The organism is Geodermatophilus sp. SYSU D01045 (genome assembly GCF_054050295.1).
This window is the reverse complement of the sequence record NZ_JBJGZB010000004.1, coordinates 198,623-222,056: the sequence shown is the minus strand read 5'-3', so window position 1 is coordinate 222,056 and position 23,434 is coordinate 198,623. Positions and strand designations below refer to the sequence as shown.

Sequence of the window (23,434 nt, the reverse complement as noted above, 5' to 3'; positions counted from 1 at the left end):
GGCGCGGTGGCCTCCGGCCGCGGCGGGGGCGCTGGGGTGGGGGGCCACCCCCCCCCCCCCCGTTGCTCAGCCGGCGGGAGCCGGCAGCCGCTGCGTCAGGCGCGGACGCGGGTGCGGGACTGACGGCGCTTGAGAGCACGCCGCTCGTCCTCGGACAGCCCGCCCCACACGCCGGAGTCCTGACCCGAGCGCAGAGCCCAGTCGAGGCAGGACTCGACGACCGAGCAGCGGCGGCAGACCGCCTTCGCCTGCTCGATCTGCACGAGGGCGGGGCCGGTCGTCCCGATGGGGAAGAACAGCTCCGGGTCCTCGTCCCGGCAGAGCGCGCGGTGGCGCCAGTCCATGTCTGTGCACTCCTCGGTGTCGACTACATTGCTTGCGAATCGCTGACATCGGGCCGCTCGCGCGGGCGCGACACCGGTTGCCCAGCGCCTCGTTCCAGCGACCGCCCACCGCTTGTTACCGGCAGGTTGCGTTCCTCTCGCGATGTTTTCACCTGAGGAACTCGTGTCAAGCGCACCGGGGCCCTGGGTCGACCCCTCGTGAGCAAGCTCACCACGGGCGTGCTAGGGCCGCCACTCGGCGGCGTAGTGGTGCTTGACACGGGCCCCCGGGCGTGTCCTCGGGCCCGACGATCCGGCCTCGGCCCCGCTGCAGGGGCGCGCCCCGAGCGTGCGAGGGGTGGGGGCAGTGGGGTCCTGACCTAGGCGATGACGGACAGCGCCGACGGCACCGACCGCACGCGCAGCCCGGTCGCCGTCCCGAGGTGGTCGCCGTCGAGCTGCCAGCCCTGCGGGCGGGACGCCCGCAGCTCGAACCCGGCGAGGTCGTGCAGGCGGTGCACGCCGCGGCCGCGCGCGTCGGGGCGGCGGGCCAGCACCTGCCGGGTGGTGTGCAGCATCCGCAGCACGCCCATCCGGCCGAGCGCGAACACGTCGAGGCCGGCCTCGAAGGAGGCCTCCGGGCTCGGGTTGACCGGCCGGGAGCCCAGGTAGGTCCACGGGCTGACGTTGGAGACCAGGCAGAGGAAGAGCCCGTCGAGGTCCGGGGAGCCCGGGACGCACAGCGTCACGGCGGGCCGGCGGCGCTCGCGGCCGAGGACGAACGCCCGGGTGGCCTCCCGGACGTAGAGCGCGCCGGTGGAGCGACGGCCGCGCGCCCGCTGGGCCTCCACCCGCGCGATGACGTCGGCGTCGAAGCCCAGGCCGGCGGCGAAGACGAACCAGCGCGGGTCGGTCCAGCCTCGGTCGGCCGCGGCGTCGACCTCGGCGACGGTGGTCGCGGCGGCCGGGTCCACCCCCTCCGCGGGCGCGGTGCTGGTGCCGGTGGCGCTGGCGGTGCCGAGCGAGACGCGGCGGGTGCGCCCGGCGCGCAGCGCGTCGAGGATCTCGCCGGTGGCCTCGACCGGGTCGCGGGAGCGGCCCAGGGCCCGGGAGAACACGTTGGTCGAGCCGCCGGGGACGACCGCCAGCGTCGGCACGTGCTCGCCGGGCCCGTCGGCCAGCAGGCCGTTGACCACCTCGTTGACGGTGCCGTCCCCGCCGAGTGCGACGACGACGTCGAACCCGTCGGCCAGCGCGTGCCGGCCCAGCTCGCGGGCGTGGCCGCGGTGGGTGGTCTCGGCGAGGTCCACCTTGAGCTCGCTGGCCAGCGCGCCGACGAGCACGTCCCGGACCCGGCCGGTGGTCGTCGTCGCCGCGGGGTTGGCCACCACGAGCGCACGCATGCGGCCAGGCTAGCCAGCACCCGGGCGTCCGACGGGCACGGACGGGACCTGGCGTGACCGGTGACGCGTAGCCTCGCTCCTGTGACGGACGAGGACGCGACCCGCCGCCCCAGCCGGGCCGAGCGGCTCCTCGGCGGCGCCGCGCAGCCCTCCGCCCGCCCGCCGCGGCCAGCGCGGCCCGAGGCCCCGCCGGCGGTCGTCCGGGCGGCGCTGGTGGCCGCGATCGAGGCGGCCCTGCTGATCGGCGGGGCGCTGGTCCTCCTGTGGCTGACCCTCACCAGCGACCCCGACAGCGTGGCCCGCGCGCTGGCCGAGGTGGTCTACGTCGGCATCTTCGGCGCCGTCCTGGCCGCCGCCGCCGTCGGCCTGCGGCGGGTGTCGGGGTGGGCGCGGGGGCCGGTCGTCGTCCTGCAGATCCTGCTGGGGCTGTTCGGCTACAGCACCGCGTTCCCCGGCGGCCAGCCGCTGCTGGGCATCCCGCTGATCGTGCTGGCGGTCGCGGAGCTGTACCTGCTGTTCACGCCCGAGGCGCGGCTGGCCTTCCTGGACCGCTAGACGACCGGTCGCTGGACGACCAGCCGCTGGACGACCGGCCGCTAGACGACCGGCCGCTAGACGACGAGGTCGACGACGTCGGCGATCGAGTCCAGGACCCGGCTGGGCCGGAACGGGAAGCGGCCGACGTCGGCGGCGGTGGTCGAGCCGGTGAGCACGAGGATCGTCTCCAGGCCCGCCTCGATGCCGGCGACGACGTCGGTGTCCATCCGGTCGCCGATCATCACCGTGCTCTCCGAGTGCGCGTCGATCCGGTTCATCGCGCTGCGGAACATCATCGGGTTGGGCTTGCCGACGAAGTAGGGCTTGGCGCCGGTGGCCTCGGTGATCATCGCGGCGACCGACCCGGTGGCCGGCAGCGGTCCCTCCGGCGAGGGCCCGGTGACGTCGGGGTTGGTGGCGATGAACCGCGCGCCGGTGCCGATCAGCCGGATCGCCCGGGTGATCGCCTCGAACGAGTAGGTGCGGGTCTCGCCGAGGACGACGAAGTCCGGGTCGGTGTCGGTCAGGGTGTATCCGGCCTCGTACAGCGCCGTGGTCAGCCCCGCCTCGCCGATGACGTAGGCCGAGCCGCCGGGCAGCTGGGTGGACAGGAAGTCCGCCGTCGCCAGGGCCGAGGTCCAGATCGAGGTCTCGGGCACCTGCAGGCCCGAGCGGGACAGCCGGGCGGACAGGTCGCGCGGGGTGAAGATCGAGTTGTTGGTCAGGACGAGGAACCGGCGGTCCTTGTCGACCAGGCGCGCGAGGAACTCGGCGGCGCCCGGGAGGGCCTGCCCCTCGTGCACGAGGACGCCGTCCATGTCGGTCAGCCAGCACTCCGCGGTGCCCCGCTCGATGGTCACCGCGTCAGCCTGCCGCATCGCGCCGGCCGGCCGCGAAACCGGCCAGAGCCCGATCGGTGAGCCGGAACACCGTCCACTCGTCCATCGGGACCGCGCCGGCGGCCCGGTAGAACGCGATCGACGGCTCGTTCCAGTCGAGCACCGACCACTCCAGCCGGTCGTAGCCGCGCTCGACGCAGGTGGCGGCCAGCGTGCGCAGCAGCTCCCGGCCCAGGCCACCGCCGCGGTGCTGCGGCTGGACGTAGAGGTCCTCGAGGTAGATGCCGTGGGTGCCGCGCCAGGTGGAGAAGTTGAGGAACCACAGCGCCGTGCCGACGACGGCGCCGTCGCGCTCGGCGACGTGCCCGAACAGCGCGGGGGAGTCGCCGAACAGGGCGGTGTGCAGCTGCTCCTCGGTCAGCCGCACCTCGTGCGCGGCCTTCTCGTACTCGGCGAGCTCGCGGACCAGGCCGACCACGGCCGGGACGTCGTCGGGACGGATCGGGCGGACGCTCACGTCAGCACCTCACGGAGGCGGGCCGGCACCAGCCGGGCGAGGGGGGACAGCAGGGGGACCAGGACCGGCGCCAGCAGGTAGCCGTAGGCGAGCACGCAGCCGGTGACGACGGGGACGGTGGCGAAGCCGATCACCAGCGCGACCGCCGCGGCGACCAGGCCGTAGGGCCGGCCGCTCTTCGGGCTGACCAGCGAGCGGAACGAGCGGAACCGGATGGTGCTGACCATGAGCAGCGCCGGGACGGCCACGATGAGCAGCACCCACAGCCGGTCGCGGCCCTGCATCTGGTCACCGAACGCGAACACCGAGGCCAGCACGACGCCGGCCGCGCCGGGGCTGGGCATGCCGGTGAAGTACCGCTTGTCCGCCGTCGGGTCGATGGTGGTGTTGAAGCGGGCCAGCCGGATCGCGGCGCACGCCACCCAGAGGAAGCACACGACCCAGCCCAGCGGGTCCCACTCGTCGCGGCCCTCGGAGAACAGCGTGAACGCCAGCAGCGCGGGGGCCAGCCCGAAGGACACCAGGTCGGCGAGCGAGTCGAACTGCAGGCCGAAGGCGCTCACCGCGCCGACCAGCCGGGCGACGGCGCCGTCGGTGATGTCGAACAGCACCGACAGGCCGATGAGCACCGCGGCGAGCGTGTACTGGCCGCGGATCGACACGAGGATGGCGGCGAAGCCGCACATCATGTTGCCGAGGGTGAACAGGCTGGGCAGGGTCGCCAGCGCGCGCCGGCGGCTGCCGCGCACCGACCCGCGGACGAACTCGACCGTGGCCGTGCGCCGCGTGGGGGCCGGCCGCCCCTCTCCCGAGGCGGTACTGGGCACCGCGGGCCCCTCAGCCCGCGGCGGGCCAGCGGGCGATGACGGTCTCCCCGCCGCGCACCCGCTGCCCCTTCTGCACGGTGAGCGTGCACCCGGCCGGGACGAAGACGTCCATCCGCGAGCCGAACTTCATCAGACCGAAGCGCTCGCCGGTGGCCAGCCGCCGGCCGACGCCGGTGCGCGTGACGATGCGGCGGGCCAGCACCCCGACCAGCTGCCGGAAGACGACGGTGCGCTCGCCGTCGCGCAGCCACAGCTCGCTGCGCTCGTTCCGGTGCGCCGACTCCGCGCGGTAGGCCGCCAGGAAGCTGCCCTTGCGGTAGGAGCTCTGCACCACCTCGCCGCGGTAGGGCGATCGGTTGACGTGCACGTCGACCACGGAGAGGAAGACGCTGACCTGCTGCCAGCCGCCCTCGGGCGCGGGCTCGGGGGCGACCCCCTGCTGCGGCTCGCCGGCGACCATCACCATGCCGTCGGCGGGGGAGAGGACGACGTCGGCCGGCGGCTCCTCGCGGTCGCAGGCGCGCTCGGGGTCGCGGAAGAACAGGACCATGTAGGCCGACAGGGCGAGGAACGGCCACGCGGCGAGCCGCGCCCAGCGGCGCCCGCGGGCCACGCCGGCGGCGGCCAGCAGGGCGGCCGGGGCCAGGGGTCCGGTGATGAAGGGCCACCCGGCCCGGTCGATGCGCATCAGGGTCCGACGGTACCGGGGGCGGCCGCGCGCCCCGCCCACCCGCCGGGGAGGCCGGGGGGCGGGTCGCGGCGTCAGCTCGCGGGGGTCGCGACGTTCACCAGCCAGCGGATCCCGAACCGGTCGGTGACCTGGCCGAAGGTGTCGCCCCACACCTGCTTCTCGAGCGGGACGTCGACCTGGCCGCCCTCGGCGAGCTGCTCGAACCAGCGGGTCATGGTCTCCGCCTCGTCCCCGGACAGCGAGACCGACACCTTGTCCGGCCCGCCGGCGTCGGGGTCGTGGCCGTCGGAGGCCATGAGCTCCAGGCCGTGGTCGGTGCGCAGGAAGGCGTGCATGACGCCGTCGTCGGGGAACCGGTCACCGCCCCCGCCGACGTCGCCGAAGGTCATGACCTCGAGGTGCCCGCCGAAGACGGACCGGTAGAGCTCCATCGCCTCGCGGGCGTTGCCGGAGAAGTGCAGGTAGGGGTTGAGCCGGACGGCCATCGGGTCTCCTCGAGGCTGGGGGTGGCGGGGTGCAGACCGGCCGGGGCGGCGGGACTCATCGGTCCCGGGGACGCCGACGGCCGGTGGGCGAGGTGCCCACCGGCCGTCTGGACGTCGTCCGCGCTCAGGCCGCGGCCTTGGTCTCCCAGAAGATCTTGTCGATCTCGGCGATGTAGTCGAGGAGCTTCTGGCCCTCGGCCGGGTCCATGCTGCCCTTGCCGCCGGCGGCGCCGGCCTGCTTGGTGGCCTTGTTGAACAGCTCGTGCAGCTGCGGGTACTTCTCGAAGTGCGGCGGCTTGAAGTAGTCGGTCCACAGCACCCACAGGTGGTGCTTGACCAGGTCCGAGCGCTGCTCCTTGATGAGCACGCAGCGCTGCTTGAAGACCTCGTCGTCGCTGCCCTGGTACTTCTCCTGGATGGCCTTGACCGACTCCGCCTCGATGCGGGCCTGGGCCGGGTCGTACACGCCGCACGGGAGGTCGCAGTGCGCGGTGGCCTCGACGGCGGAGAACACGCGGCTGAACAGCATGCTTGCTCCTTCGTGTGTCGATCGATCGGGTCGTCTGCGACCCTACTCGCGGTGATCAGCCCCCGTCCCGCCGAGCGACCGTTCCCACCGCTGCCCTCGGGGTGGGTCCTGGCCCGGGTGACGGGCCCGTCGATGTCGCCCACGGTCCGCCACGGCGACCGGCTGCTGGTGCGGCGGGTGCGTCCGGGCGGGGTGGCGGTCGGCGACGTCGTCCTGGCCCGCTTCCCGGCCCGCCCGGACCTGCTGGTGGTCAAGCGGGTGCACCGGCTGCTCGGCGACGGCGCGGTCGACGTCCGCGGGGACAACCCGCTGGTCACCGACGACAGCCGGGCCTACGGGCCCGCGGTCGCCGTGGGCCGGGTGGTGCTCCGGCTGCAGCCGCGCCCCGGCCGGCTGCCCGCGGCCCCCGCCCTCTAGGCCCCGGCGCGCTGCTGCGCGTACCAGGCGCGGCACTCCGCCATCGTCGGCAGGACGCCCTGCTCGCGGGCCTGCGCCAGGGTGGGGGCGGCCCGGTCCTTGTCCGAGAGCCGGACCTCGACGTCGCCCGGCCACGGCAGGTCGAGCTCGGGGTCCAGCGGCGAGACGCCGAACTCGCGGCCGGGGGAGTAGCCCGTGGAGACCAGGTAGGTGACCGACGAGCCGTCCTCGAGGGAGAGGAAGGCGTGGCCGAGGCCCTCGGCCAGGAAGACCGCGCGCGGCCGCTCCGCCTCGAGCAGCACGGCGTCGGAGACGCCGAAGGTGGGCGAGCCGACCCGCACGTCGACGACGACGTCGAGCACCCGCCCCGCCGGGCAGTAGACGTACTTGGCCTGCCCGGGCGGCACGAGCGCGAAGTGCACGCCGCGCAGCACGCCGCGCGCCGAGACGCTGTGGTTGGCCTGGGCCAGCGGCAGCGCCCGCCCGGTGGCCCCGGCGAGCACGTCGGCGCGGTACCACTCGGTGAACCGGCCACGGTCGTCCCCGTGCGGCACCAGGTCGAGGACGTAGCTGTCCGGGACGGCGAGTTCTCGGATCTCCACGGCCGCACGGTAACGAGGCGGGTGCCACGGGTGCGGGGTCGGCGGCCCGGCGACGGAGGTCACAGCACTACCCTGTCGAGGCCATGAGCGCAGCGACGGGCTCCGCCGGGGACAGTGCCGACCGCTTCAGCGGGGACGCGGCGTTCGCCGTGCACGAGGGCGGCAAGCTGGTGGTCCGGCCGACCCGGCCGATCGAGTCCCGCGAGGACCTCGCGCTCACCTACACCCCGGGCGTGGCGCGCGTCTCCAGTGCGATCGCCGCGGAGCCCGCGCTCGCCCGCCGGTTCACCTGGGCCCCGCGGGTCGTCGCGGTCGTCTCCGACGGGACCGCCGTCCTGGGCCTGGGCGACATCGGCCCCGCCGCGGCGCTGCCGGTGATGGAGGGCAAGGCCTGCCTGTTCAGCGAGTTCGCCGGGCTGTCGTCGGTGCCGATCGTGCTGTCGACCACCGACGTCGACGAGATCGTCGAGGCGGTCGTCGCGATCGCGCCGTCCTTCGGCGGGATCAACCTCGAGGACATCAGCGCCCCGCGCTGCTTCGAGGTCGAGGAGCGGCTGCGCGCGCGGCTGGACGTCCCGGTCATGCACGACGACCAGCACGGGACGGCGATCGTCGTCCTCGCGGCGCTGCGCAACGCGGCGCGGGTGACCGGGCGCGCGCTCGGCGACCTGCGGGTGGTCGTCTCCGGCGCCGGGGCGGCGGGGGTCGCCTGCACGAAGATCCTGCTGGGGGCCGGCGTCGGGGACATCGCCGTCGCGGACTCCCGCGGGGTGCTGCACACCGGGCGCGAGGACCTGACGCCGGTCAAGCGGTGGGTCGCCGAGAACACGAACCGGGCCGGCCACGCGGGCACGATGACCGGCGCGCTCGAGGGCGCCGACGTGTACCTGGGCCTGTCCGGCGGCTCGGTGCCGGAGGCGGCGATCGCGTCGATGGCGGCGGACTGCATCGTGTTCTCGCTGGCCAACCCGACGCCCGAGGTGGACCCGGAGATGGCGGCGCGGTACGCGGCCGTCGTCGCCACCGGGCGCAGCGACCTGCCCAACCAGATCAACAACGTGCTGGCGTTCCCCGGGGTGTTCCGCGGCGCCATCGACGCCGGCGCCACGGCGATCACCGAGGAGATGAAGCTCGCGGCGGCCGAGGCGATCGCGGGCGTCGTCGGCGGGGACCTCGCGCCGGGGTACGTCGTGCCGAGCCCGCTGGACCGGCGGGTGGCCACCGCGGTCGCCGAGGCCGTGGCCGCCTGCGCCCGCGAGCAGGGCGTCACGAGGTAGCCGCCGCCTCCCGGCGCGGCCGGTAGACCAGGTCGAGGACGCCGGCGAGCAGCCGCTCGGCCACCGGGCGGGGGAGCGCGGCCACCAGGGCGTGCACCGGCGCCATCCGCTCGGGCAGCCGGCCGCCGCCGACGCCGGCGACCTCCAGCAGCGCGTCGACCTCGGCCACGGTGAGCGCCGCGGGGTCGATCGTCGCGGCCGCCGCGACCAGGTCCGGGTCGGCCACCGGCGGGGGCAGCGCGGCGGCCGCGCGGGCGGCGTCGGCGAGGTCGGCGAGCAGGACGTCCACCCGGCCGGCCGTGGCGCCGGTGACGGTGAGGTGCAGCGTGGCGGGCAGGTCGGCGCCGCCGGGCTGGGCGAACGGCGGCTGGGGCTGCAGCAGCCAGCCGCGGGCGGTGGCCTCGTCGGCGAGGTTGAGCACGTCGACGCCGGCCGGGCCGTCCTGCGCCAGCGCGACCAGGGTGGCGACCGGCGTCCCGACCACCCGCAGGCCGGGGATCGCCGCCGCGCCCTCGGCGAGGGCGACCGTGGCCGCCCGCGTGGCCCGCGCCAGCTCGGCGTAGCCGTCCCGGCCCAGCCACCGGTGCACGGCCCAGGCGGCGGCCATCGGCCCGGCCGGGCGGGTGCCGGCCAGCGTCGGGTTGACCACCGGGTAGCCAGGCCAGCCGGCGGTGCTGAACCAGTGCCCCTGCCGCAGCTCCGGCTCCGCGGTGAGCAGCACGGAGACGCCCTTGGGCGCGTAGCCGTACTTGTGCAGGTCCACCGACAGCGAGGTCACGCCGGGCACCGACAGGTCGAAGGGCTCGGGGACGTCGTCGAGGAAGGGCAGCACCCAGCCGCCGATGCAGGCGTCGACGTGGCAGGGGACGCCCGCGGCGGCGGCCAGCGCGGCCACCTCGCCGACCGGGTCGAGGACGCCGTGCGGGTAGGACGGCGCGCTGACCACCACCAGCGCGGCACGGGCGTCCAGCGTGGCCGCCACCGACGAGGGCAGCGCCCGGCAGGTGTCCGGGTCGACGGCGACGTCGGCGACCTCGAGGTCGAACAGGTGCGCGGCCTTGCGGAACGCGGCGTGCGCGGTGACCGGCAGCAGCAGCCGCGCCCGCCCGGTGCCGCCGCGTGCCCGCCAGCGCTCGCGGGCGGCCAGCACCGCCAGCAGGCAGCTCTCGGTGCCGCCGCTGGTCACCGTGCCGACCGTCGCCGGCCCGCCGCCGAGCAGGTCGGCCGCCGCGCCCACCAGGTCGTCCTCGATGCGGGCGACGCTGGGGAAGGCGGTCGGGTCCAGCGCGTTGGTCCACTGGAACGCGGCCTGCGCGGCGGCGGCGAGGTCCTCGACGCCGGCGAGCCCGGAGTCGTAGACGTAGGCCATCGTCGAGCCCCCGTGGGTGGGCACGTCGCCGGCCTGCAGCGCGGTGAGCTCGGCCAGCACCTCCTGCGGCGTCACGCGGGGACCTCCTGGGGCCGGGCGGGGACGGGGTGGAGCCGGTAGCGGGCCAGCACCGGCAGGCTGGCCAGCACGAGCAGCGCCGGGACGACGGTGAAGCCCAGCCGGACGGCGAGCACCGCGCCGCCGGACTGGACGGCGTCGCCGCCGGCGGAGGAGACGTAGCCGGCCGCGGCGAGCAGCAGCCCGAGCAGGCCCGGCCCCACGGCGAGGCCGAGCGTCTCGGCGGCCGTCCAGACGCCGGTGAAGACGCCGGCCCGCCGCCGCCCGGAGGCGGCCTCGTCGGCGGCGACGACGTCGGGCAGCATCGCCAGCGGGAACATCTGCATGCCCGCGTAACCGACGCCGACCAGCACCACGAGCGCGACGGCCGCCCCCGTGCCGCCGGTGCCGACCAGCGCCAGCGCCCCGGTGCCCACCGCGAACAGCGCCGAGGACGCCAGCAGCCCGGTCCGCTTGCCCAGCCGCCGGCTCACCCGCAGCCACAGCGGCATGACGAGGATCGCCGGGCCGACCAGCGCGGCGAACAGCAGCGAGCCGGCCGCGGCGTCGCCGAGCACGTGCTCGGAGAAGTAGGGCACGCCGGCGAGCATCACGCCGATCCCCAGCGCCTGGACGACGAACCCGGTGAGCAGCACCCGGAACGGCCGGGACCGCCAGGCGACGACGAGCGTCGCGCCCAGCCGGCCCTCGCTCGTCACCCGGGTGAGCGTGGGCGCCCGCCGCGTGCCGGCCACCGCGCCGAGCATCCCGGCGGCCAGCAGCACGGCCACGAACACCGCCATGGCCAGGTGCCCGGCGCGCCCGCCGCCGAACGCGTCGACCACCGCCGGCGCGCCGGCGCCGGCCAGCAGGATGCCCACCGCCAGCGCCGCCACCCGCCACGACACGAGCGTGGCCCGCTCGCCGGGGTCGTCGGTGATCTCGGCCGGCTGGGCGACGTAGGGCACCTGGAAGCAGCCGTAGGCGGTCGCCGCGAGCAGGAAGGCCACCGCCACCCACGCTGCGGCCGCCGCCGGCGGGGCGCCCGGCCCGGTGAACACGAGGACGAACAGCGGCGGCAGGGCGAGCCCGCCGGCCAGCATCCACGGCCGGCGCGGCCCCCAGCGGCCCGTCGTCCGGTCCGAGCGGCTGCCGATCCACGGGTTGAGCAGCACGTCCCAGGCCTTGGGAGCGAACACCACCAGCCCGGCCAGCCCGGCGGCGACGCCCAGCTCGTCGGTCAGGTAGTGGAGCAGCAGCAGGCCGGGCACCGTGCCGAACGCCGCCGTCCCGATCGAGCCGAGGGCGTAGCCGAGGTGGGTCCCCCGGGACAGGCGCGGTGCGACGGCGGTCACAGCGGGGGACCGTAGCCGCCGTCGGCGCGGCACGGTCCCGGAGACCTCCGCGGGGTCCACCGATGAGGGAGGCGCCGCCGGGCGGTCTCCCCGGTGTGGCCCCGCGACGGCGCCGGGCCCCGCCCGCCCAGGAGGCGACCATGGACCCCGACCCGAGCACCCCGGCCGCTCCCGAGGCCCGCGCGGCGGCGCTGCGCACCCTCGACCGGCTCGTCGGCACCTGGACCGTCTCGGGCCCCGGCGGCCCGCGCGGCCAGGTCCGCTACGAGTGGATGGACGGCGGCAACTGGCTGGTCCAGCACGTGGACCTGCGCGGCGACGACGCCACCCGCGGGGTGGAGTACATCGGCTGGGACGAGGCCGCCGGCGAGCTGCGGTCGCACTACTTCGGCGCCGGTGGGGAGCTGCTCGAGTACACCTACCGGGTCGAGGACGACGTCCTCCGGATCTGGTTCGGCGGCACCGACTCCCCGGCCCGCTACGAGGGGCGCTTCAGCCCCGACGGCACGGTCAACGAGGGCGCGTGGCGGTGGCCCGGCGGCGGCTACGAGTCCACGATGACCCGGGCCGGCTGACCTCAGCCCAGCACGGTCTCCGCGCAGTCCCCGAGGTCCTCGGGGGAGGTCGCCGCGGGGCAGTCCAGCCGCAGCCAGTCACCGGTGCCGAACCGGTCGCGGCTGCCGTCGACGAACACCTCCAGGCCGGGGAGGCCGGGCCGGGCGCGGTACCAGCTCGTCACGGGGTCGCCCTCGGTGGTCGGGCGGGTGACCTCCAGCTCGGCCTCGCCGGCGGCCAGGCACGCCAGGGCGTCCGCCGCGACCCGCTCGCCCTGGCCGAGGTCCTGGGCGGGGCAGGCGGGCAGCGCATCGCGGTCGGTGAACGCGGCCGGGGCGCCGGCCGACGGGGCGCACGCGGCACACGCCAGGGCGGTGAGCAGCACGACGGCACGGGTCACGCGGCGAGCATGGCGCGCCCGGGTCTCGGCGCGGTCTCAGCCGCCGAGGGTGACCAGGTCGGCCAGGTAGGGGTCCACGGCCTCGCGGACACCGGTGTTGGCGTAGACGAACCAGACCGCGACCCCGAGGAACAGGGGGGCCAGCACCGCCTTCTCCAGCGTCGTCCCGGTGCGCATCGGGGTGAGCGCGAGCCGCCGCCGCTTGGCCAGCCACAGCACCGGCAGGGGCACGCCCTGCTTGGTGATCAGGTCGCCCGCGATGTGCGTGAGGACGCCCAGCCCGACCGCGAGAGGCAGCCACGTCGGCTGCGGGATGTGCGCCAGCAGCAGCCAGGCGCCGCCGAAGGAGAGCACCAGGTTGCCGACGACGGTGTTCTCCGCGCGGCCGGGGATGACGAAGTGCAGCGCCCGCAGCGCCAGCCCGATCCCCAGCGCCATGACCACGAGGCTGGACCAGAACAGGTTGGCCGCGGCGAGCGCGAGCGCGCCGAAGGCCAGCGGCGCCAGGACGGCGTCGTGGGTGCCCCAGCGGTGCCCGCCGGCCAGCCGGCCGATCGCGCCGGAGGGCACGTCGGTGACCGGCCCCCACATGTCCGAGACCGTGGAGCCGGTGTGGTCGAGGTCGGGCAGCATGGCGAACCCGCCGACCGCGGCCACCCACGCGACCTGGGCGACGGGGCCCTCGACGGGCGCCCAGGGCAGGGTCGCCGCGCCGGCCGCGAGTCCGGACAGGGCGTGCGAGTGACCGAGCACGGACACAGCGTGCCGTCGTGCGCGGCCCGGCCGGTGCAGGCGCGCTCCACGGACGACGAGATCGGCGATCTCGCGCACTCCGGGTGGCCGGAGCCGGCGGGATCACCGATCTCGTCGTCGTGTGGTCGGGCTAGTCGAGGTCCTCGACGTCGTCGGTGCCGCCGCGCGCCAGCCACGTGGCCAGCCGCTCGATCGGCACCTCGAAGTCGGGGTGCTGGTCGACGAAGGCCTGCAGCTGGTCGGCCAGCCAGGCGAGGGTCACCTGCTCCTCGCCCCGCCGGTCGGCCAGCTCCTCCAGGCCCCGGTCGGTGAAGTACACGCTCAGTCGGCGAAGGCGCTCGCGACGAGCTCCTTCTGCTCCACCTCGTGGACCTTCGCCGAGCCGACCGCGGGGCTGGCCGAGGCCTTCCGGCTGACCCGCCGCAGCGTCCGGCCGCCGAGGTGCTCGGGGAGGTTGAGCGCCATGAACGACCAGGCGCCCATGTTCGCCGGCTCCTCCTGCACCCAGACGAGGTCCTGCGCGTTCGGGTAGCGGCCGACCGCCTCGGCGATCTGCTCGGCCGGCAGCGGGTAGAGCTGCTCGACCCGCAGGATCGCGGTGTCCGTGCGGCCCTCGTTCTCCCGCTGCGCGACCAGGTCGTAGGCGACCTTGCCGCTGCACAGCAGCACCCGGCGCACCGCGGCGTCGTCGAGCGGCTCGCCGCCGACACCGGGGTCGCCGAGCACCGGGCGGAAGCCCTCGTCGGTGAAGTCCGCGACCGGGCTGACCGCCGCCTTGGCCCGCAGCAGCGACTTCGGCGTGAACACGACCAGCGGCCGGTGCACGTCGGAGAGCGCCTGCCGGCGCAGCAGGTGGAAGTAGTTGCCCGGGGTCGAGCAGTTGGCGACGGTCATGTTGTTCTCGGCGCACAGCTGCAGGAACCGCTCGATGCGGCCGCTGGAGTGGTCCGGGCCCTGACCCTCGAGACCGTGCGGCAGCAGCATGGTCACGCCGGAACGCTGGCCCCACTTGGCCTCGCCCGAGGAGATGAACTCGTCGATGACCATCTGCGCGCCGTCGACGAAGTCGCCGAACTGGGCCTCCCAGAGGACCAGCGCCCTGGGGTTGGCCACCGAGTAGCCGTACTCGAACCCGAGGGCGGCGTACTCGGACAGCAGCGAGTCGTAGACGAAGAACTTCGCCTGGTCCTCGGCCAGGTGCGCCAGCGGCGTGTACTCGGCGGCGGTCTCCCGGTCGATGAGCACCGAGTGGCGCTGCACGAACGTGCCGCGGCGGGAGTCCTGACCGGCCAGCCGCACCGGGATGCCCTGCATGAGCAGCGACCCGAAGGCCAGCAGCTCGCCCATCGCCCAGTCGATGCCGCCCTCACTGATCATCGCCGCGCGCCGCTCGAGCAGCCGCTTGAGCTTCGGGTGCGGGGTGAAGTCCGGCGGCAGCGAGACGTGCGCGTCGCCGATCGCCTTCATCACCTCGGGGGTGATGGCGGTGGCGACGGGGGAGACCTGCTGGGCCGGCTGGTCCATGACCGGCTGCGGCTTGGGGGTCTCGGTGACGTCGTGGGTCTCGGCGAAGGCCCGCTCCAGCTGGTCGCGGTAGTCCTTCAGCGCCTCCTCGGCCTCGGCCAGCGTGATGTCGCCGCGGCCGACCAGCGCCTCGGTGTACAGCTTCCGGACCGAGCGCTTGCGGTCGATGATGTCGTACATCAGCGGCTGGGTCATCGACGGGTCGTCGCCCTCGTTGTGCCCGCGGCGGCGGTAGCAGACCAGGTCGATGACGACGTCCTTCTTGAACGCCTGCCGGTACTCGACGGCCAGCCGGGCCACGCGGACGCACGCCTCGGGGTCGTCGCCGTTGACGTGGAAGACCGGCGCGTTGACCATCCGCGCGACGTCGGTCGAGTAGAGGCTCGAGCGCGCCGCGGCCGGGCTGGTGGTGAAGCCGACCTGGTTGTTGATGACCACGTGCACGGTGCCGCCGGTGCGGTAGCCGCGCAGCTGGGACAGGTTCAGCGTCTCCTGGACGACGCCCTGGCCGGCGAACGCGGAGTCGCCGTGCAGCAGGACCGGCAGGACGGTGAAGCCCTGCTCGCCCTTGTCGATCATGTCCTGCTTGGCGCGGGTGATGCCCTCGAGGACGGGGTTGACCGTCTCCAGGTGCGAGGGGTTGCTCGCCAGCGAGACGGCGATCTCGGCACCCGGCTTGAACGGGTTCTCGAAGGTGCCCTCGGCGCCGAGGTGGTACTTCACGTCGCCCGAACCCTGGACCGTGCCGGGGTCGATGTTGCCCTCGAACTCGCCGAAGATCTTCGAGTAGCTCTTGCCGAGGACGTTGGCCAGCACGTTGAGCCGGCCACGGTGGGCCATGCCGATCGCGACCTCGTCCAGGCCGTGGTCGGTGCCCGCGATGAGGACCTCGTCGAGGATCGGGATGACCGACTCGCCGCCCTCGAGGCTGAACCGCTTCTGGCCGACGTACTTGGTCTGCAGGAAGGTCTCGAACGCCTCAGCGGCGTTGAGCCGGCCGAGGATGTGCTTCTGCTTCTCCCGGTCGGGCTGCTCGGCCTTGAGCTCGATGCGCTTCTGCAGCCACTCGCGCTCCTCGGGGTCGGTGATGTGCATGTACTCCACGCCGACGGTGCGGCAGTAGGAGTTGCGCAGCACGCCGAGGATGTCGCGCAGCGGCATGACCTTCTCGCCGACGAACCCGCCGACGGGGAAGGGCCGGTCGAGGTCCCACAGCGTGAGGCCGTGCTGGAGGATGTCCAGGTCGGGGTGGCTGCGGACCTTGAACTCGAGCGGGTCGGTGTCGGCCATGAGGTGGCCGTTGCGCCGGTAGGACTCGATGACCTCGATGACCCGGGCTTCCTTGTCGATCTGCCCCTCGCGGCTGACCCGCACGTCCGGCATCCAGCGCACCGGCTCGTAGGGGAGGCGCAGCGACCGGAAGACCTCGTCGTAGAAGCCGTCCTCGCCGAGCAGCAGCTGGTGCAGCCGGCGCAGGAAGTCGCCGGACTCGGCGCCCTGGATGATCCGGTGGTCGTAGGTCGAGGTCAGCGTGATGATCTTCGAGACGCCGAGCTCGGTCAGCGCCTCGGGGCTCATCCCCTGGAACTCGGCCGGGTACTCCATCGCGCCGACGCCGATGATCGCGCCCTGGCCGGCGGTCAGCCGCGGCACCGAGTGGACGGTGCCGATCGTGCCCGGGTTGGTCAGGCTGATCGTCGTCCCGGAGAAGTCCTCGAGGGTCAGCTTGCCGGCGCGGGCGCGGCGGATGACGTCCTCGTAGGCGCCCCAGAACTGGGCGAAGTCCATCTGCTCGGCGGCCTTGATCGAGGCGACGACGAGCGAGCGGGAGCCGTCGGCCTTGGGCAGGTCGATGGCCAGGCCGAAGTTGACGTGCTCGGGCTGCACCAGGGTCGGCTTGCCGTCGACCTCGGCGAAGGCCGCGTTCATGTTCGGGAAGTCGTCCAGCGCCCGGACCAGCGCGTAGCCGATCAGGTGCGTGAAGGAGACCTTCCCGCCGCGCGAGCGCTTCAGGTGGTTGTTGATGACGATGCGGTTGTCGGCCAGCAGCTTGGCCGGCACCGCGCGCACGCTCGTCGCCGTCGGCACGGTGAGCGAGGCGTTCATGTTCTTGACGACGCTGGCGGCGGCGCCTCGCAGCGGCGTCCGCTTCGGGCCGTCGGCGGCGGGGGCGGGCTTCGCGGCGGCCGGGGCGGGCTTGGCCGGCGCGGTCTTCGCCGGCGCGGCCTTCTCCGTCCGGTCGGCGCGGTCGGCGGCCTGGTCGACCACGGTGGCCTCCGTGCGCTCGGGGACCGGGGTGGAGCGCGCCGGGGCCGGGGACGGCGCCACGGGGGCGGCGGCCGCGGGAGCCGAGGCGGCGGCGTCGGCGGCGGCCGGGCGCTCGGGGGAGGGCGCGGCGGCCGCGGGCGCCGGCTGGGCGGCGGCACCGTTGCCGGCCGCGGGGGCCGGCGCCTGCTCGCGGTCGTCGCTGGCGGCGACCGGGCTGCCCGGCCGGTAGTCGGCGAAGAACTCGTGCCAGGCCTGGTCCACGCTGGACGGGTCGGCGAGGTACTGCTGGTACATCTCCTCGACCAGCCACTCGTTGGTGCCGAAGCCCGCCACCGCGGAGGAGGACGAGGTGGCGGACGGCCGGGATGAGTTGTCGCGTGACACGGGGCGAGTGCCTTCTTCGTCGTCGGTGGACGTCGCTGGACCGGGGTTGGAGTCTACGCCCGTCCGGTTCTCCGGAACCGCCCGGAGCAGGCCGTCCGCGTCGCGGGAGCCGCTGGTCGGGGGCCGGTCAGTCGGCGGCGCCGGAGGCGACGAGCAGGTCGACGAGCGCGTCCCGGGCGCCCGCCTGACCTGCGTCGCGCCGGTGGCGGGCCGCCGCGATGCGGCTGATGTCGAGCGCGCTGGCGCCGTCGCTGGTGGTGGCGTTGACGTCCGCCCCGGCGGCCAGCAGCAGCCGCACGACCTCGGGCGCGTCGTCGCCCCGGCCGGCCTCGACGGCCTCGTGCAGCGCGGTGCGGCCGGTGTCGGGGTCCCGGCGGCCGACGGTGGCGCCGGCGTCGAGCAGGACGCGGACCAGGTCCGCCCGGCCGACGGCGGCCGCGGCGGCCAGCGCGCCGCCGTCGGGGTCGGCACCGCGGTCGAGCAGCAGGCGCAGCGTGCCCGGGGCGCCGCCGGCGGCGGCGAGCGTGAGCAGGTCCCAGCCGCCGGCGACGTCGGTCAGGGGCGCGCCGGCGTCGAGCTCGGCGGCGAGCCGGCCGGAGTCGTCGAGGTAGGCCGCGGCCGCGGCGTCGACGGCGGCGCCGAGCCCGGTGAGCACGGGGACCAGCTGCGGGGCGTGCTCGACGGCGACGTGCAGCGGCGTGCGGCCGGACTCGGTGCGCGCCCCCAGGTCGGCGCCGGCGTCGACCAGCACGCGCACGACGTCCTCCCGGCCCTGCGCGACGGCCAGGTGCAGCGGCGTCCAGCCGCCGTCGCCGGCGCGCTCGACCGTGCCGGTGAGCAGCCGCGGCGCCTCGGTGACGGCGCTGCGGACGGCCTCGGCGTCGCCGTCGGCCACGAGCCGGCCCAGGCGCTGCAGGGTCATGCGGGTGGTCATGCGAGGGGGACCTCTCGGTGCGGGTGCGGGGAGGCCGGCGCGGGCTAGCCGACGTCGCGGCGGACGGCCAGGAAGGTGCCGAGCAGGGCCGCCAGCAGACCGTATCCGAGCAGCAGCAGGCCGCCCTGCCACGGCTCCAGGAGGTCCGGGGCCTGGAAGTCGGAGGTGACCGCCTGCACCGCGCCGCCGGGCAGCCACTTGTACGCGCCCTGGATCGCGCCGATCGAGGAGATGATCGGCTCGGCCACGTACAGGTAGACCAGCGCGCCGACGATCGCGCCGACCTGGTTGCGCAGCAGCGCGCCGACGCCGACGCCGATGACCGCGAAGACGACGAGCACCAGCCCGGCCGCGCCCAGCGTCCGCAGGTTGTCCGCGTCCAGCGCCGGCGCCGCTCCGCGGGCACCGGCGTAGACCAGGACGACGACGGTGACGACGGCCAGCACGAGCAGCGCGAACGGGACCGCCGCGGCGGCGAAGGCGAGCAGCTTGCCGGCGACCACCCGCCCGCGGCGCGGGGTGGTGAGGAAGGTCGGCGTCGCGGTGCGGTGCCGGTACTCGGCGGTCATCCCGATGATGCCGAGGATCAGGAAGAACACGCTGGCGTTGGCCGCGACGGAGAAGACGACCTCCTCGTACTCCGGCGTCCCCACCGCGGGCAGCCCCGGCTGGCCGTCCTGCTCGACGCCGGCCAGGCCGGTGAACAGCGCGGCGAAGCCGCCGGCCATGAGGCAGGCGCCGGCCAGCAGGCCGATCCACACGCGCGTGGTGAACAACTTGGTCCACTCGGCGCGCACCAACGCGGTCATCGGGCGGCTCCCTCGGCGGTCACGGCGGCCGGGTCGGCGGCGAACTGCTCCTGGCCGGCGGTGAGCCGGAAGTACAGGTCCTCGAGGCCGGTGGTCTCGGCGCGCAGCTCGTGCAGCTCCACCCCGGCGGCGAAGGCGCGGGCGCCGACGTCGGCCGGCGTCGTCCCGCGCACGGTGACCAGGCCGTCCTCGCCGCGGGTGGCGACGACGCCCGCCTCGGTGAGGACGGCGGCCAGCCGGTCGGCCTCGGGGCTGCGGGCCAGCACGCCGCCCCCGGACGCCCCGGCGCGCAGCTCGGCGATCGAGCCCTGCCGCACCAGCCGGCCGGCGCCGACGATGACCACGCGGTCGGCGGTCTGCTCGACCTCGGCGAGCAGGTGGCTGGAGACGAGGATCGTGCGCCCCTCGTCGTGGGCGAGGTGCCGCAGGAACCCGCGCAGCCAGAGGATGCCCTCGGGGTCCAGGCCGTTGGCCGGCTCGTCGAGCACGAGCACCGGCGGGTCGCCGAGCAGGGCGGTGGCCAGTGCCAGCCGCTGCCGCATGCCGAGGGAGTAGCCGCCGGCGCGGCGGCGCCCGGCGGCGGTCAGCCCGACCCGCTCGAGCACCTCGTCGGCGCGGGAGACGGGCAGACCGGCGGCGCGGCAGTACACGCGCAGGTGGTCGCGGCCGGAGCGGGCGGGGTGGAACGCGGTCTCCAGGACGGCACCGACGGTGCGCACCGGCTCCCGCAGGGCCGCGTAGGGCACGCCGTCGAAGGTCGCGGTGCCGGCGTCGGGCGTGACCAGCCCGAGCACCATCCGCAGCGTCGTCGTCTTGCCCGCGCCGTTGGGGCCGAGGAAGCCGGTCACCGAGCCCGGCTCCACGGTGAAGCCCAGGTCGGAGACGGCCCGCACCGTGCCGAAGGTCTTGCTCAGACCGGACACCTCGACCCGCACCGGTCCCGCGCGTCCGGGAGTCGCGCTGGTCATGGTCCTCCTCAGCCGTCGGTCCCCGTGCGGTCGCCATCCTGGCCCACGCCGGGGACGCTGCCGAGGTCGCGAGGGGACGGCGCGCCGTCCCGTCGTGCTCCGGCAACCCGCCGTCCACCAGCCGTTTCCCGCCGGCCCGATCGGGTGCCCGGCCCGTGACCGGCGGCACAGCGGCGCGGCGCGATCACTACAGTGCGCGCCGTGAGCGCCTATCGGACGGTCGTGGTCGGGACCGACGGCTCGGAGTCCTCGCTGCGCGCGGTCGCGCGGGCCGGTGCCCTCGCCGGCGCCTGCGGGGCGACCCTCGTCGTGGCCTGCGCCTACCTGCCCACCGAGGAGGACGACCGGGAGCTGTCCCGGGCCCGGGACGTGCTGGGGGAGGAGGCCTACCAGGTGGTGGGCTCGAACCCCGCCGAGGAGACCGTCCGGCAGGCCGGCGAGGTGGCGTCGGAGGCGGGCGCCGGCGACGTCCGCACGGTCGCCGTCCTCGGGTCCCCGGTGGAGGCGCTGCTCGACGTCGTCCGGCGCGAGGACGCCGACCTGCTGGTGGTCGGCAACCGCGGGCTCAACGGCATCCGGGGCCGGCTGCTGGGCTCGGTCCCGGCCGACGCCACGCGCCGCTCGGCCTGCGACGTGCTCGTCGTCCACACGACGGGCTGACCCGGGGGCGGACGTGGACCCCGGACCCGGCCCGGACCGCGACGCCGTCCGGGAGGCGCTGGAGCGGCTGCTGCTCGGCGGCCCGCGCCGGCTGACCCGGCTGCAGGTGGCCGCGGCGGCGGGCATGCCGCCCGAGCGCACCCAGCGGCTGTGGCGCGCGCTGGGCTTCCCGGACGTCGCCGACGACGACCCGGCCTTCACCCTCGCCGACGTGGGTGCGCTGGCCACCCTGTCGGCGCTCATCGACTCCGGCTTCGTCGACCCCGACACCGAGGCCTCCATCGCCCGGGCCACCGGCCAGGCGCTGTCGCGGCTGGCGGACTGGCAGACCGACCTGCTCGCCGACGTCCTCACCCGGCAGGCCCGCGAGCTCGGTCCCGAGGCCGTCGACCCGGTCGCCGCGGCCGAGGTGCTGCTGCCCCTGCTCGCCCGCACGCAGGACTACGTGTGGCGCCGGCACCTCGCGGCCAACATCGACCGGGTGCTGGCCACCGGCGAGCCCGGCGACCGCCGCGAGCTCGCCGTCGGCTTCGCCGACCTGGTCGGCTACACCACCCGCTCCCGCGGCATGGCCGGCCGCGAGCTCGGCGCGATGGTCGAGGCGTTCGAGGCGACCGCGACCGAGGTCATCGCCCGCTCGCACGGCCGGGTGGTCAAGACCGTCGGCGACGGCGTCCTCTACACCGCGGTCTCCGCCGTGGACGCGGTCGAGATCGGGCTGACCCTGCCCGAGGCCTGGGACGCCCCCGACCGGCCGCCGCTGCGGGTCGGCGCCGCCTACGGCACGGTGCTCACCCGGCTCGGCGACGTCTACTCGCCGGTGGTCAACCTGGCCAGCCGGCTGACCTCGGTGGCACACGCCGGGACGATGCTGGTCGACCGCGAGCTCGCCCGCCGCCTGCGCGGGCAGCCGCGGTACCGGGTGCGGCCGCTGCGCCGGGTGTCGGTGCGCGGCTACGACCACCTCCAGCCGTGGCTGGTCCGCCGCCGGCCGGAGGGGGAGGAGGACAACGCGCTCGAGGACATGCTCGACGACATGGCCGACGACGTCCTCGGCGAGGACCCCGACGAGGACGCCGGCGAGGACCCCGATGAGGACCTCGACGAGGACCACGACGAGGACCACGACGAGGACCACGGCGAGGACCACGGCGACGGGCCGGGCGACGGGAACGCGCGCGACGCCTGACCGGCCCGCGCGCTACCGTGGGTGCGTGCTGTGACCCCCGGAACGACGTCGACCCGACCGATCCGTCCTCCCGGGAGCACCTCCATGAGCGCCACCCTCCTCGCGCGCGGCCTGGCCGCCGGCCACGGCGCCCGCGTCCTCTTCTCCGGCCTCGACCTCGTCGTCGCGCCCGGTGACGTCGTGGGCCTGGTCGGCGTCAACGGCGCCGGCAAGTCCACGCTGCTGCGCACGCTGGCCGGTGAGCTGCCGGCCGGCTCCGGCTCGGTCACGCTGAGCCCGCCGACGGCCACCGTCGGGCACCTGCCGCAGGAGCGCGACCGCCGCGAGGGCGAGACCGTCGCCGCCGCGCTGGCCCGCCGCACCGGCGTCGCCGCCGCGCAGGCCGCGCTCGACGCCGCCACCGCCGACCTCGCCGAGGGCCGCCCCGGCGCCGACGACGCCTACGCCGAGGCGCTGGAGCGCTGGCTGGCCCTGGGCGGCGCCGACCTCGACGAGCGGCTCGAGCAGGTCCTCGCCGAGGTCGCCCCCGGTGTCGACCCGGACGCCGCGATGCCGGCGCTGTCCGGGGGCCAGGCGGCGCGGGTCGGGCTGGCCGCGCTGCTGCTGTCCCGCTACGACGTGCTGCTGCTCGACGAGCCGACCAACGACCTCGACCTGGCCGGGCTCGACCAGCTGGAGGCCTTCGTCGCCGGCACCCGCAGCGGCATCGTCGTCGTCAGCCACGACCGCGAGTTCCTCGCCCGCACCGTCACCCGCGTCGTCGAGCTCGACCTCGCCCAGCAGCTGGTGCGGGTGCACGACGGCGGCTACGACAGCTACCTGGTCGAGCGCGAGGTGGCCCGCCGGCACGCGCGCGAGGAGTACGAGGAGTACGCCGAGACGAAGGCCGAGCTGGAGGCCCGGGCGCGGATGCAGCGCAACTGGCTGGCCAAGGGGGTGCGCGACGCGGTCAAGAAGCAGAAGGACCCCGACAAGTTCATCAAGGCGCACAACCGGTCGACGGCGGAGAAGCAGGGCGCCAAGGCGAAGCAGACCGAGCGGCGGATCGAGCGGCTGGAGGTGGTCGAGGAGCCCCGCAAGGAGTGGGAGCTGCGGATGACCATCGCCGCCGCCCCGCGCGCCGGGGCCGTCGTCGCCACGCTGCGCGACGCCGTGGTGCGCCGCGGGGGCTTCACCCTCGGCCCGGTGAGCCTGCAGGTCGACTGGGGCGACCGGGTGGCGATCACCGGGCCCAACGGCGCCGGCAAGACGACGCTGCTCGGCGCGCTGCTGGGCCGGGTGCCGCTGGACTCCGGCGCGGCCTCGATGGGCCCGGCGGTGCGGCTCGGCGAGGTCGACCAGGCCCGCGGGCTGTTCACCGGCGACCGGCGGCTGCTCGACGCCTTCGCCGCCGAGGTGCCCGACTGGCCGACCGCCGAGGTGCGCACCCTGCTGGCCAAGTTCGGCCTCACCGCCGAGCACGTCCTGCGCCCGGCGGCCACCCTCTCGCCGGGGGAGCGGACCCGCGCGGCGCTGGCGCTGCTGCAGGCCCGCGGGGTGAACGTGCTCGTGCTCGACGAGCCGACCAACCACCTCGACCTGCCGGCGATCGAGCAGCTGGAGTCGGCGCTGGCCGCCTACCCGGGCACGCTGCTGCTGGTCACCCACGACCGCCGGATGCTCGAGGCGGTGGCCACCACCCGGCGGCTCACCGTCGACGGCGGCCGGGTCACGGGATGAAGGACCTCCCTGCCCCCCACTGCTCGCACGCTCGCAGCGGGGC

The 23,434-nt window shown here is 75.5% G+C and carries 25 protein-coding genes; 7 read left to right on the top strand and 18 right to left on the bottom strand.

The window, feature by feature from the left end:
- Positions 1 to 95: 95 nt before the first annotated feature.
- Together ACI798_RS05425 and ACI798_RS05420 are read right to left on the bottom strand one after the other, a co-directional pair.
- Complete coding sequence (locus tag ACI798_RS05425; RefSeq protein ID WP_387990201.1) at positions 96 to 344, bottom strand: WhiB family transcriptional regulator; 249 nt, start codon at positions 342 to 344, stop codon at positions 96 to 98.
- Between the two features lie 359 nt (positions 345 to 703).
- Positions 704 to 1,726, bottom strand: coding sequence for a diacylglycerol/lipid kinase family protein (locus ACI798_RS05420; protein ID WP_456940319.1), 1,023 nt, complete (start codon positions 1,724 to 1,726; stop codon positions 704 to 706).
- A gap of 81 nt (positions 1,727 to 1,807) precedes the next feature.
- On the opposite strand from ACI798_RS05420, the gene ACI798_RS05415 reads away from it, so the two are divergent.
- On the top strand, positions 1,808 to 2,281 hold the full coding sequence (locus ACI798_RS05415; protein ID WP_456940318.1) for a hypothetical protein: 474 nt from the start codon (positions 1,808 to 1,810) through the stop codon (positions 2,279 to 2,281).
- Positions 2,282 to 2,337: 56 nt separating this feature from the next.
- Here ACI798_RS05415 and ACI798_RS05410 read toward each other — a convergent pair whose 3' ends face one another.
- The 6 genes from ACI798_RS05410 to sodN all read right to left on the bottom strand — a co-directional run bounded on the left by ACI798_RS05410 (position 2,338) and on the right by sodN (position 6,151).
- The gene (locus ACI798_RS05410; protein ID WP_456929289.1) at positions 2,338 to 3,123 is read right to left on the bottom strand and encodes an HAD-IIA family hydrolase; all 786 of its coding nucleotides are present in this window, start codon (positions 3,121 to 3,123) and stop codon (positions 2,338 to 2,340) included.
- Between the two features lie 4 nt (positions 3,124 to 3,127).
- Positions 3,128 to 3,619, bottom strand: a complete 492-nt coding sequence (locus ACI798_RS05405) for an N-acetyltransferase family protein (protein WP_456940317.1) — start codon at positions 3,617 to 3,619, stop codon at positions 3,128 to 3,130.
- The gene (gene pssA, locus ACI798_RS05400; protein WP_456940316.1) at positions 3,616 to 4,446 is read right to left on the bottom strand and encodes a CDP-diacylglycerol--serine O-phosphatidyltransferase; all 831 of its coding nucleotides are present in this window, start codon (positions 4,444 to 4,446) and stop codon (positions 3,616 to 3,618) included. The genes ACI798_RS05405 and pssA overlap by 4 nt, the downstream gene beginning before the upstream one ends.
- A 10-nt stretch (positions 4,447 to 4,456) precedes the next feature.
- Entirely contained in the window at positions 4,457 to 5,134 is a 678-nt protein-coding gene (locus ACI798_RS05395) for a phosphatidylserine decarboxylase (RefSeq protein WP_456940315.1), read from the bottom strand.
- A 74-nt stretch (positions 5,135 to 5,208) separates the two neighbouring features.
- Positions 5,209 to 5,622: a VOC family protein gene (locus tag ACI798_RS05390; protein ID WP_457047413.1), complete on the bottom strand. Its 414-nt coding sequence runs from the start codon at positions 5,620 to 5,622 to the stop codon at positions 5,209 to 5,211.
- A gap of 124 nt (positions 5,623 to 5,746) precedes the next feature.
- Entirely contained in the window at positions 5,747 to 6,151 is a 405-nt protein-coding gene (gene sodN, locus ACI798_RS05385; protein WP_456940313.1) for a superoxide dismutase, Ni, read from the bottom strand.
- A 51-nt stretch (positions 6,152 to 6,202) separates the two neighbouring features.
- Here sodN and ACI798_RS05380 point away from each other — a divergent pair, with 51 nt between their 5' ends.
- Positions 6,203 to 6,568: a S24/S26 family peptidase gene (locus ACI798_RS05380; RefSeq protein ID WP_456940312.1), complete on the top strand. Its 366-nt coding sequence runs from the start codon at positions 6,203 to 6,205 to the stop codon at positions 6,566 to 6,568.
- Here ACI798_RS05380 and ACI798_RS05375 read toward each other — a convergent pair.
- Positions 6,565 to 7,170 (bottom strand): dTDP-4-dehydrorhamnose 3,5-epimerase family protein, encoded by a 606-nt coding sequence (locus ACI798_RS05375; protein WP_456940311.1) that lies wholly within the window; start codon positions 7,168 to 7,170, stop codon positions 6,565 to 6,567. The two genes, ACI798_RS05380 and ACI798_RS05375, sit on opposite strands and share 4 nt — an antisense overlap.
- 83 nt (positions 7,171 to 7,253) lie before the next feature.
- Between ACI798_RS05375 and ACI798_RS05370 the strand changes: the two genes are divergently transcribed.
- Positions 7,254 to 8,447, top strand: a complete 1,194-nt coding sequence (locus ACI798_RS05370) for an NAD(P)-dependent malic enzyme (protein ID WP_457047412.1) — start codon at positions 7,254 to 7,256, stop codon at positions 8,445 to 8,447.
- On the opposite strand, the gene ACI798_RS05365 is transcribed toward ACI798_RS05370, so the two are convergent.
- Together ACI798_RS05365 and ACI798_RS05360 are read right to left on the bottom strand one after the other, a co-directional pair.
- Entirely contained in the window at positions 8,437 to 9,891 is a 1,455-nt protein-coding gene (locus ACI798_RS05365) for a pyridoxal phosphate-dependent decarboxylase family protein (RefSeq protein ID WP_457047411.1), read from the bottom strand. The two genes, ACI798_RS05370 and ACI798_RS05365, sit on opposite strands and share 11 nt — an antisense overlap.
- Positions 9,888 to 11,228, bottom strand: a complete 1,341-nt coding sequence (locus tag ACI798_RS05360; RefSeq protein ID WP_457047410.1) for an MFS transporter — start codon at positions 11,226 to 11,228, stop codon at positions 9,888 to 9,890. The genes ACI798_RS05365 and ACI798_RS05360 overlap by 4 nt, the downstream gene beginning before the upstream one ends.
- A 140-nt stretch (positions 11,229 to 11,368) precedes the next feature.
- Here ACI798_RS05360 and ACI798_RS05355 point away from each other — a divergent pair, with 140 nt between their 5' ends.
- Positions 11,369 to 11,803: a hypothetical protein gene (locus ACI798_RS05355; protein WP_456940307.1), complete on the top strand. Its 435-nt coding sequence runs from the start codon at positions 11,369 to 11,371 to the stop codon at positions 11,801 to 11,803.
- 2 nt (positions 11,804 to 11,805) lie between these two features.
- Here ACI798_RS05355 and ACI798_RS05350 read toward each other — a convergent pair whose 3' ends face one another.
- The 7 genes from ACI798_RS05350 to ACI798_RS05320 form a co-directional block, all read right to left on the bottom strand.
- Positions 11,806 to 12,183, bottom strand: a complete 378-nt coding sequence (locus ACI798_RS05350; RefSeq protein ID WP_457047409.1) for a hypothetical protein — start codon at positions 12,181 to 12,183, stop codon at positions 11,806 to 11,808.
- Positions 12,184 to 12,219: 36 nt separating this feature from the next.
- On the bottom strand, positions 12,220 to 12,936 hold the full coding sequence (locus ACI798_RS05345) for a metal-dependent hydrolase (RefSeq protein WP_457047408.1): 717 nt from the start codon (positions 12,934 to 12,936) through the stop codon (positions 12,220 to 12,222).
- Between the two features lie 130 nt (positions 12,937 to 13,066).
- Positions 13,067 to 13,255, bottom strand: a complete 189-nt coding sequence (locus tag ACI798_RS05340) for a DUF6104 family protein (RefSeq protein ID WP_456937677.1) — start codon at positions 13,253 to 13,255, stop codon at positions 13,067 to 13,069.
- A 2-nt stretch (positions 13,256 to 13,257) separates the two neighbouring features.
- A complete protein-coding gene (locus ACI798_RS05335; RefSeq protein WP_457047407.1) occupies positions 13,258 to 17,112 on the bottom strand; it encodes a multifunctional oxoglutarate decarboxylase/oxoglutarate dehydrogenase thiamine pyrophosphate-binding subunit/dihydrolipoyllysine-residue succinyltransferase subunit in 3,855 nt (1,284 codons plus the stop codon).
- A gap of 127 nt (positions 17,113 to 17,239) precedes the next feature.
- Positions 17,240 to 18,046 (bottom strand): ankyrin repeat domain-containing protein, encoded by an 807-nt coding sequence (locus ACI798_RS05330; RefSeq protein ID WP_456940303.1) that lies wholly within the window; start codon positions 18,044 to 18,046, stop codon positions 17,240 to 17,242.
- Between the two features lie 44 nt (positions 18,047 to 18,090).
- Positions 18,091 to 18,855 carry an ABC transporter permease gene (locus ACI798_RS05325; RefSeq protein ID WP_456940302.1) on the bottom strand — a complete coding sequence of 255 codons (765 nt, stop codon included), beginning with the start codon at positions 18,853 to 18,855 and terminating at the stop codon, positions 18,091 to 18,093.
- Positions 18,852 to 19,823 carry an ABC transporter ATP-binding protein gene (locus ACI798_RS05320; protein ID WP_456940301.1) on the bottom strand — a complete coding sequence of 324 codons (972 nt, stop codon included), beginning with the start codon at positions 19,821 to 19,823 and terminating at the stop codon, positions 18,852 to 18,854. The genes ACI798_RS05325 and ACI798_RS05320 overlap by 4 nt, the downstream gene beginning before the upstream one ends.
- A gap of 201 nt (positions 19,824 to 20,024) precedes the next feature.
- On the opposite strand from ACI798_RS05320, the gene ACI798_RS05315 reads away from it, so the two are divergent.
- From ACI798_RS05315 to ACI798_RS05305, 3 genes are all read left to right on the top strand, one after another.
- Positions 20,025 to 20,483, top strand: coding sequence for a universal stress protein (locus ACI798_RS05315; protein WP_456940300.1), 459 nt, complete (start codon positions 20,025 to 20,027; stop codon positions 20,481 to 20,483).
- Positions 20,484 to 20,496: 13 nt separating this feature from the next.
- On the top strand, positions 20,497 to 21,672 hold the full coding sequence (locus tag ACI798_RS05310) for an adenylate/guanylate cyclase domain-containing protein (RefSeq protein ID WP_456940299.1): 1,176 nt from the start codon (positions 20,497 to 20,499) through the stop codon (positions 21,670 to 21,672).
- Positions 21,673 to 21,756: 84 nt separating this feature from the next.
- On the top strand, positions 21,757 to 23,391 hold the full coding sequence (locus ACI798_RS05305) for an ABC-F family ATP-binding cassette domain-containing protein (protein WP_456940298.1): 1,635 nt from the start codon (positions 21,757 to 21,759) through the stop codon (positions 23,389 to 23,391).
- The last annotated feature ends 43 nt before the right edge of the window (positions 23,392 to 23,434 follow it).

Coding starts and splice junctions, on each gene's coding strand:
- ACI798_RS05320 (WP_456940301.1), bottom strand. CDS start 19,823: ATGACCAGCGCGACTCCCGGACGCGCGGGACCGGTGCGGGTCGAGGTG.
- ACI798_RS05355 (WP_456940307.1), top strand. CDS start 11,369: ATGGACCCCGACCCGAGCACCCCGGCCGCTCCCGAGGCCCGCGCGGCG.
- ACI798_RS05425 (WP_387990201.1), bottom strand. CDS start 344: ATGGACTGGCGCCACCGCGCGCTCTGCCGGGACGAGGACCCGGAGCTG.
- sodN (WP_456940313.1), bottom strand. CDS start 6,151: ATGCTGTTCAGCCGCGTGTTCTCCGCCGTCGAGGCCACCGCGCACTGC.
- ACI798_RS05330 (WP_456940303.1), bottom strand. CDS start 18,046: ATGACCACCCGCATGACCCTGCAGCGCCTGGGCCGGCTCGTGGCCGAC.
- ACI798_RS05325 (WP_456940302.1), bottom strand. CDS start 18,855: ATGACCGCGTTGGTGCGCGCCGAGTGGACCAAGTTGTTCACCACGCGC.
- ACI798_RS05370 (WP_457047412.1), top strand. CDS start 7,254: ATGAGCGCAGCGACGGGCTCCGCCGGGGACAGTGCCGACCGCTTCAGC.
- ACI798_RS05390 (WP_457047413.1), bottom strand. CDS start 5,622: ATGGCCGTCCGGCTCAACCCCTACCTGCACTTCTCCGGCAACGCCCGC.
- ACI798_RS05420 (WP_456940319.1), bottom strand. CDS start 1,726: ATGCGTGCGCTCGTGGTGGCCAACCCCGCGGCGACGACGACCACCGGC.
- ACI798_RS05395 (WP_456940315.1), bottom strand. CDS start 5,134: ATGCGCATCGACCGGGCCGGGTGGCCCTTCATCACCGGACCCCTGGCC.
- ACI798_RS05305 (WP_456940298.1), top strand. CDS start 21,757: ATGAGCGCCACCCTCCTCGCGCGCGGCCTGGCCGCCGGCCACGGCGCC.